Here is a 6099-nt window from a genome sequence, read left to right as displayed (position 1 = left end):
ATCGCGTCGAGCGCGCGCAGCGCGAGCCCGGCGCAGTCGGCGAAGCGCGCGCCGTCGAAGCGTGCGTCGGGCTGTCCCGGGTCCTCGACGAAGGCAGCGGCGTTCACGACGGCGCATGGATCGGACGGCCAGTGCGGCGATTCCGTGCCGGCGCTGGCGACGATGCGCTCGTCGAGCAGGACGCGCCAACCCGACAGCGCGGCGATGAGCTCGTGGCGCAGCGGGCCGCGGCCCGTGCCGAGCGCGTCCGCGACCCGCCGCCAGGTGCACTCGACGGTCGTATCGCGCAATCGCGTGCCGTCGCGGAGGCGAAACCACGCGTCCCAGGCCTCGACGGCGGCGGGGTCGATGAAGGTCGCTTTGGGTTGCATGCGGATTCCGGCGGCGAGGCGGCCGCGTCGGGCCAGTATCGGCGAGCCGCGCGCGCGCGACTTGCGGCAGATCAACTGGCGCGGTTACGCACTGTTACAGAGCGTGTCCGTCGCGTGGTCGTCGCGTGCGGGTCGCTGCCTAGACTCCCCGCCATCGAATCCCCGACGGAGCAGCACGATGTACGCGAACGAACCGATCAGCGTCGGCCCCGCGGCCAAGGCCCCCCGCCCCGTGTTCGAGGCGCGCGACGACATCGGCATCGAGACGCTGCGCGAGCACGTCCAGGTCGTGCGGCGCAAGGTCGCGGCCGGCCAGCACGTATTCCGCGCCGGCCAGCCGTTCCATGCGCTCTTCCTCGTCGGCTTCGGCTGCCTCAAGACGAGCGAGCTCGCCGACGACGGTCGCGAGCAGGTGACCGGATTCCGCATGCGCGGCGACCTCCTCGGCGTCGAGTCGATCGGGCTCGCCCGCTACGCATGCGACGTCGTCGCGCTCGAGGATTCGGAGGTGTGGGAACTGCCGTATCCGCCGATGCTCACGGCCTGCCTGCGCGTACCCGCGTTGCAGGCGCGCCTGACCGAGTCGCTCGCGGCGGAGATCCGTCGCGACCGGCAATGGATGCTCACCCTCGGCACGCTCGGCGCCGAGAGCCGCGTCGCGGCGTTCCTGCTCGACCTCGCCGACCGCCACGAGCGCATCGGCCTCGATCCGCGCCGCTTCGTGCTGCGCATGTGCCGCATCGACATGGCGAACTACCTCGCGCTCAAGCACGAAACGGTCAGTCGCGTGCTGTCCCACCTCGCCGAAGGCGGGTTGATCGACGTGCGCCGCCGCGACGTGACGATCCGCGACGCAGCCGCGCTCGCGCGCATCGCCTCCGACAGCGCGGCCGTCCACTGACCGGGAATTGACCCCGATCAAGACGGCGCCCCGCGCCTGGACGATGCTGCGCCGGTGCAAGGCGCAGGCTCTCCCCCCAGGCGGAGTTCCGCAGCCTTGCGGGGGAGGTCCCGGCGATGGTGAGCGCGGTGGTGAGCTCGGCCTCGACGATCGCGCGGCGTTCGCGGCGATTACTGCTCGCCGGGTTCCTGCTGACCCTGCTCGTCCCCGTGCTCGTGGCCGTGCTCGTCATCACCGCGGGCGTTCGCGGTGCGATCACCGGCGTCCACCTCGACGACGCATCCGCGGGCATCCTCGGCGGCGTCGCGCTCGGCGCGATGGCGCTCGTCGTCACCGCATCCGGCTGGCTGTTCCGGCGCTCGCTCGAACTGGTCGAATTGCGTACCGCACGCCTCATCGAGCTCGGCGCGACGCTGCAGGCGGTCGTGCAGGGGTCGAGCGATGCGATCATCGTGACCGACGCCTCCGGTCGCTGCACGCTCGCCAACGACGCCGCCGCGGCGTTGCTGCACCGGTCGCCGGCTACGCTGCACGGCCGCGCGATCGGCGAGCTGTTCGACGCGGCCGCGACCTTCTCGGCGCACGACGCGATCGTGGCGGAACGCAACGAACCGTGGCTCGGCGAGGAATCGCTCGTCGTCGACGGCGTGCCGCGCAGCTTCTCGGCGATGCGCGCGCCGGTGCGCGACGCGCGCGGCCAGGCGATCGGCATCGTCGCGGTGCTGCGCGACGTGACCGAGGAGCGCGCGGCGCGCGAGCGCCTGCGCGCGAGCGAGCAGCGTTTCCGCCAGCTGTTCGAGAGCAGCCTCGGCCTGATCTGGCTGCACGACGAGGGCGGCTGCATCCTCGACGCCAATCCCGCCTTCGCGCGCAACCTCGGCCTGTCCCGCGAGGACATCGTCGGCCACAGCCTCGCCGAGTTCATGCCGGAGGCCACGGCGGCGGAACACGCGGCCTACCTGCACGCGATCGCCGCGGAAGGGCGGGCGGCCGGCATGTTCCACCTGCGCGCGCACGACGGCACGGCACGCACCTGGTCGTTCGACAACCGCGCCTGCATCGAGCACGAGCGCCTGCGCTACGTGCTCGGTTTCGCGCAGGACGCGACCGAGCGCGAGCGCCAGGCCGAACGCCTGCGCGAGCAGGCGCTGGTGGATCCGCTCACGCGCTGCTGGAACCGGCGCTACCTCGGCGAACTCGGGCAACGCGCGGACGCCGCCGCGCGCTGGGGCTGCGTGCTGTTCGACATCGACCGCTTCAAGCAGCTCAACGACCACTGCGGCCACGCGAGCGGCGACGAGGCGCTCGTCGACGTCGGCGCGCACCTGCGCGAGGTCGCGCGCGACAGCGATGCGGTGGTGCGCATGGGCGGCGACGAGTTCCTGCTCGTCGTCGCCGACATCGCCGACGCGGCCGAACTCGAGCGCATCGCGTTGCGCGCGCGCACCCTGCGGCGCGACGGACCGGAGCTCGCGCTCTCCTACGGCTACGCGCTGCGGACCGCGGGCGAATCGCTCGAAGACACGATCCGCCGCGCCGACGCCGACCTCTATCAGCGCCGATTCGCGGCGCGCCGCGGCGGCGTGGTGCCGCTCGAGCGCCTGGGCCGGCGCGGCGACGGTCAGGGCTGAGCGGCGGGCTGGAACAGCCGATCGAGCGCGTCCGCGAGCGCCTCGCGTCGATACGGCTTGCGCAGCAGCGGCAACGACGGATCCTGCACGTCCTCGCCGGTGCGCTCGTAGCCCGAGGTGAGCAGCACGGGCAGGCCCGGTCGCAGGCGGCGGGCCTCGCGCGCGAGCTCGATGCCGTTCAGGCCGTTGCCGAGCACGACGTCGCTGAACAGCACTTCGATCGAGGGGTCCTCGCGCAGCAAGGCGAGCGCGCCTTCGGCGCTGCCGGCCACGCGCGTCTGGTGGCCGAGCGCGCCCACGAATGCGACCGCGATGCCACGCACGTCCGGCTCGTCCTCGACCACGAGCACGACCTTGCCGCCGAGGCGCGGCTTGCCGACCGGCGCGGCCACGGGTCGCTCGGCGCGCGTCGCGACCGGCAGGTACAGCGCGACGCGCGTGCCGTAGCCGAGTTCGCTCGCGAGCGTCATCGAGCCGCCGGACTGGCGCGCGAAGCCGTACACCATGCTGAGGCCGAGGCCGCTGCCCTTGCCGGAGGCCTTGGTCGTGAAGAACGGCTCGAGCGCGCGCGCGAGCACGTCGGCAGGCATGCCCGTGCCGGTGTCGGCGACGGCGATCACGACGTAGTGGCCGGCCACGAGGTCGGCGATCTCGCCGTCCGTGTCGAGGCGCAGTTCGCCGATCTCGATGTCGAGATTGCCGCCGCGCGGCATCGCGTCGCGCGCGTTGAGCGCCAGGTTCACGAGCGCGGCGTCGAGTTCGCCCGGGTCGGCGTACACGGCCGGCGTCGCGGCCGGGCAGCGGATCGACACGGCGATGCTTTCGCCGAGCGTGCGGCGCAGCAGCGCATGCAGGTCCGCGAGCCATTCGGGCAGCTGGATCGTGCGCGGCGTGAGCCGCTGTCGCCGCGCGAACGCGAGCAGCTTGCGCGTGAGCGCGGCGCCGTTCGCGACTGCGCGCATCGCGCCCTGCACGATCTGCTCGCGCTCGGCGCCCTCGAAGCCGTCCTGCAGCAGTTGCAGGTTGCCGGAAATGACCGTGAGCAGGTTGTTGAAGTCGTGCGCGACGCCGCCGGTGAGCTGGCCGATCGCGTCGAGGCGCTGCGCGTGCGCGAGTTGCTCCTCGCTGTGGCGCCGCTGCAGTGCCGCGCTCAGCAGGTTCGCGATCGACTGCAGGAAGTGCATCTGGTCGCGATCGAACGCGGACGCTTCGACGGCGAAGGCGAGCAGGGCGCCATTGGCGCCGTAGCGGCCGTGCAGCGGCAGCGATACCGCGCGGTGCATCCCCGCAGCGGCGGCCGCCTCGCGCAGCGCGTCGTCGGCCGCGTCGTCGTCGCGCGCGAGCAGTGCCGGCAGGTCGTCGAGCAGCGCGCGCGGTACGCCGAGCGCGGCTTGCACCTGCAGCTCGGTGCGCTGCTGCGCCGGCAGCAGCACGGCGACGCCGTCGACGCCGAGCGCGCCGGCGACCATGGCCGGGATCGACTGCAGCAGCGACTCGACCGCGCGCGACTCGAGCGCGATGCGCCCCGCGTCGGCGACCGCGGCGTCGTAGCGCGCGCGCGCGAGCGCCTGGCGCACGCGCTGGGTCTCGGAAATGTCGCGGATCGACGCCGCGTACAGCGGATCCGCGCCCGAGCGCACCGGGCTCAGGCTGATCTCGACCGGGAACTCGCTGCCGTCGAGCCGCTGGCCGACGAGCTCGAAGCCTGCGCCCATCGGACGCAGGCGCGGATTGGCCATGTAGCGCTCGCGATGCGCCGAGTGGCCGCCGCGCAGCGCGGTCGGCAGCAGCACCTCGACCGGCTCGCCGCGCAGGGCACCGGGGGCGCGGCCGAACAACGCATCGGCCTGCGCGTTGGCGAGCACGATGCGACCTTCGCGATCGACCACGATCGTCGCGTCCGGCGCGGTCTCGAACAGCGCGCGGAACAGCTCTTCGGTTCCGCTGCCGCTCACCGGCGCTCGACCTTCGCCGTGAACAGGTAGCCCGCGCCGCGCACCGACTTGATCAGTTGCGGCTCGGCCGGGTCCGTCTCGATCTTGCGCCGCAGGCGGCCGACCTGCATGTCGACGGAGCGGTCGTACGGACCCGCTTCGCGGCCGTGCAGCGCGCCGATGAGGTCGTCGCGCGAGAGCACGTGGTTCGGTCGTTCGACGAACGCCACGAGCAGGTCGAACTCGCCCGTCGTCAGCCCGACCGTGCTGCCGTCCGCGCGCACGAGCGTGCGCGAGGCGGGATCGAGCGTGAAGCCCGCGAACCGCAGCGTGCCCGCCGCGGGTCGCGGCGCGGCGCGCTCCTGGCTGCGGCGCAGCACGCTGCGCACCCGCGCGAGCAGCTCGCGCAGGTCGAACGGCTTGGTGACGTAGTCGTCGGCGCCGAGCTCGAGCCCGACGATGCGGTCGACGGTGTCGCCGCGGCCGCTCACGATCACGATCGGCCCCGACCAGTGCATGCGCAGGTAACGCGTGAGCTCGAGGCCGTCCTCGCCGGGCAGGCCGAGGTCGAGCAGCACGATGTCGACCGGCGACGACAGCAGCTCGGCGCGCATCGCGCGTCCGTCCGCGGCGGCGACGACGCGGAAGCCGTGCAGACCGAAGTAGCGTCGCACGAGCTCTACGATGGCATCGTCGTCGTCGACGACGAGCAGGACGGGCGTGGCGTCGGCGTCGGACATGGAGAGCAGTCGGGCGAGGGCGCAAATAGCAATGCTACTTTAGCACCGCTCATTCGACGGCGCCGCCCGTGCGTGACGGCCATTCAGCGTGCGAGGCAATCGAACGGCAGCCACGCGTGGCCGGGTACGTACGGCGCGATCCAGGGGCCGATCGCGACGAGCACGCCGCACGCGAGCAGGGCGAAGCCGGCCGCATGACGCACGTCGGCACGCGCCATAGCGCGCGCGACGCGCGACCAGCCCCACGCGGTCGCGAGCATCGCCGGCGCGGTGCCGAGGCCGAACGCGAGCATCGTCGCCGACGCGTCGCGCGCGGAACCCGCGAGCGCGGCGACGAGCAGCATCGAGTACGCGAGGCCGCACGGCATCCATCCCCAGATCGTGCCGAACGCGAACGCGCGCACTGGATTCGTCACCGGCAGCAGGCCACGTCCGAGACGCGATAGCCGCGGCCACGCGCGCAGGCCGAGCGCAAGGCCGGGCGCGCGCGTACGCAGCAGCAACGACACCGCGGTCGCGGCG

The 6099-nt window shown here is 73.0% G+C and carries 6 protein-coding genes; 2 read left to right on the top strand and 4 right to left on the bottom strand.

Going from position 1 to position 6099, the window contains the following annotated elements; all coding sequences use genetic code 11:
* A partial coding sequence (locus VI238_RS08125) for a hypothetical protein (RefSeq protein WP_331650260.1) occupies nt 1-371 on the bottom strand: 371 nt, incomplete at its 3' end.
* A 178-nt stretch (nt 372-549) separates the two neighbouring features.
* Here VI238_RS08125 and VI238_RS08120 point away from each other — a divergent pair.
* Both VI238_RS08120 and VI238_RS08115 read left to right on the top strand, forming a co-directional pair.
* The gene (locus VI238_RS08120; protein ID WP_331650258.1) at nt 550-1272 is read left to right on the top strand and encodes a Crp/Fnr family transcriptional regulator; all 723 of its coding nucleotides are present in this window, start codon (nt 550-552) and stop codon (nt 1270-1272) included.
* A 116-nt stretch (nt 1273-1388) separates the two neighbouring features.
* The gene (locus VI238_RS08115) at nt 1389-2903 is read left to right on the top strand and encodes a PAS domain S-box protein (RefSeq protein ID WP_331650256.1); all 1515 of its coding nucleotides are present in this window, start codon (nt 1389-1391) and stop codon (nt 2901-2903) included.
* On the opposite strand, the gene VI238_RS08110 is transcribed toward VI238_RS08115, so the two are convergent.
* The 3 genes from VI238_RS08110 to VI238_RS08100 form a co-directional block, all read right to left on the bottom strand.
* The gene (locus VI238_RS08110; protein ID WP_331650254.1) at nt 2894-4858 is read right to left on the bottom strand and encodes a PAS domain S-box protein; all 1965 of its coding nucleotides are present in this window, start codon (nt 4856-4858) and stop codon (nt 2894-2896) included. The two genes, VI238_RS08115 and VI238_RS08110, sit on opposite strands and share 10 nt — an antisense overlap.
* Nucleotides 4855-5577 (bottom strand): response regulator transcription factor, encoded by a 723-nt coding sequence (locus VI238_RS08105; protein ID WP_331650252.1) that lies wholly within the window; start codon nt 5575-5577, stop codon nt 4855-4857. The genes VI238_RS08110 and VI238_RS08105 overlap by 4 nt, the downstream gene beginning before the upstream one ends.
* 83 nt (nt 5578-5660) lie before the next feature.
* The coding region (locus tag VI238_RS08100) for a sulfite exporter TauE/SafE family protein (protein ID WP_331650250.1) at nt 5661-6099 on the bottom strand (439 nt) is incomplete at its 5' end.

Source organism: Dokdonella sp., assembly GCF_036518555.1.
GTDB lineage: Bacteria > Pseudomonadota > Gammaproteobacteria > Xanthomonadales > Rhodanobacteraceae > Dokdonella_A.
This window is presented reverse-complemented; position numbering and strand designations above follow the sequence as displayed.

What these genes read in the sequence shown, in the direction of transcription:
- VI238_RS08120 (WP_331650258.1), top strand. Translation starts at nt 550, where the DNA reads ATGTACGCGAACGAACCGATCAGCGTCGGCCCCGCGGCCAAGGCCCCC.
- VI238_RS08115 (WP_331650256.1), top strand. Translation starts at nt 1,389, where the DNA reads ATGGTGAGCGCGGTGGTGAGCTCGGCCTCGACGATCGCGCGGCGTTCG.
- VI238_RS08105 (WP_331650252.1), bottom strand. Translation starts at nt 5,577, where the DNA reads ATGTCCGACGCCGACGCCACGCCCGTCCTGCTCGTCGTCGACGACGAC.